The 818-nt window shown below is 69.2% G+C and carries 1 protein-coding gene and 1 pseudogene; both read left to right on the forward strand.

The window, feature by feature from the left end:
* Positions 1-128, forward strand: a pseudogene (locus H7965_RS30155) (IS5/IS1182 family transposase); the annotation flags it as partial.
* Positions 129-236: 108 nt separating this feature from the next.
* Positions 237-623, forward strand: coding sequence for an IS66-like element accessory protein TnpA (gene tnpA, locus H7965_RS30160; RefSeq protein WP_186774117.1), 387 nt, complete (start codon positions 237-239; stop codon positions 621-623).
* Positions 624-818: the final 195 nt, after the last annotated feature.

The following is an 818-nucleotide window of genomic DNA, read 5'->3' on the forward strand; positions in this document are numbered from 1 at the left end:
GGACCGCCAGTCATGCCGCCGCCCATGACGGTGCGCGGCTGGCGGAGGTGATCGACGCCGACAACACCGCCGCCGATGTCTGGGCCGATACCGCTTACCGCTCAGCGAAGAACGAGGCGTGGCTGGCTGAGCGTACCCATCCGCCGAAGGCCGCCTACCGGGATTGGGGTGAACCTGTCTTCTGATCTTACCGACGTTCTTTCGAGCGCCGTTAAGGGCAGTGGGTGGGGTGCGGGATGGAGATCATCACCGGCGTCGAGCGGCGTCGCCGTTGGCGGGACGAGGAGAAACTACGGGTCCTGGCCGAGCTCGAGGAGCCTGGCAGCAGGTTCAACGACGTGGCGCGCCGGCACGATGTGAGCCGCGGTCTGTTGTGGCAGTGGCGGGACGCGCAACGGCGCGGCAGGCTGGTGGCTGAGGCGCCGGGCTTCCTGCCGCTGCGTATCGTGCCGGAGCTTCCCGCGCCGGAGCCGCAGGGCTCGGTGGCCGCGGCGTCCATCGGCCCTGAGAATCAAGTGGACAGCCGCATCGAGATCGTGCTGCCCGACGGCACGGCGGTTCGGGTTGCTGAGGGGATCAGCGCTGCCGCGCTGCGCCGCGTGATGGCGGTGCTGCGCGGATGATCCCGGTTCCCTCCGGTGTCCGGATCTGGCTGGCGGCGGGCCGCACCGACATGCGGCGCGGCACTGATGAGACCTGTGCGCGGAAGTGCTTGAGGCGACGCGGCGTACTCTGATTCCATGGCGGCACCGGTAGGAGGTGACGATGGCGCGTCGGCGGATTGGCCAGGAGGATCTCATCGCGCGTCCGGAACCTCG

Origin of the sequence: Siccirubricoccus deserti (assembly GCF_014283215.1) — a bacterium.
GTDB classification, from domain to species: Bacteria; Pseudomonadota; Alphaproteobacteria; order Acetobacterales; family Acetobacteraceae; genus Siccirubricoccus; species Siccirubricoccus deserti.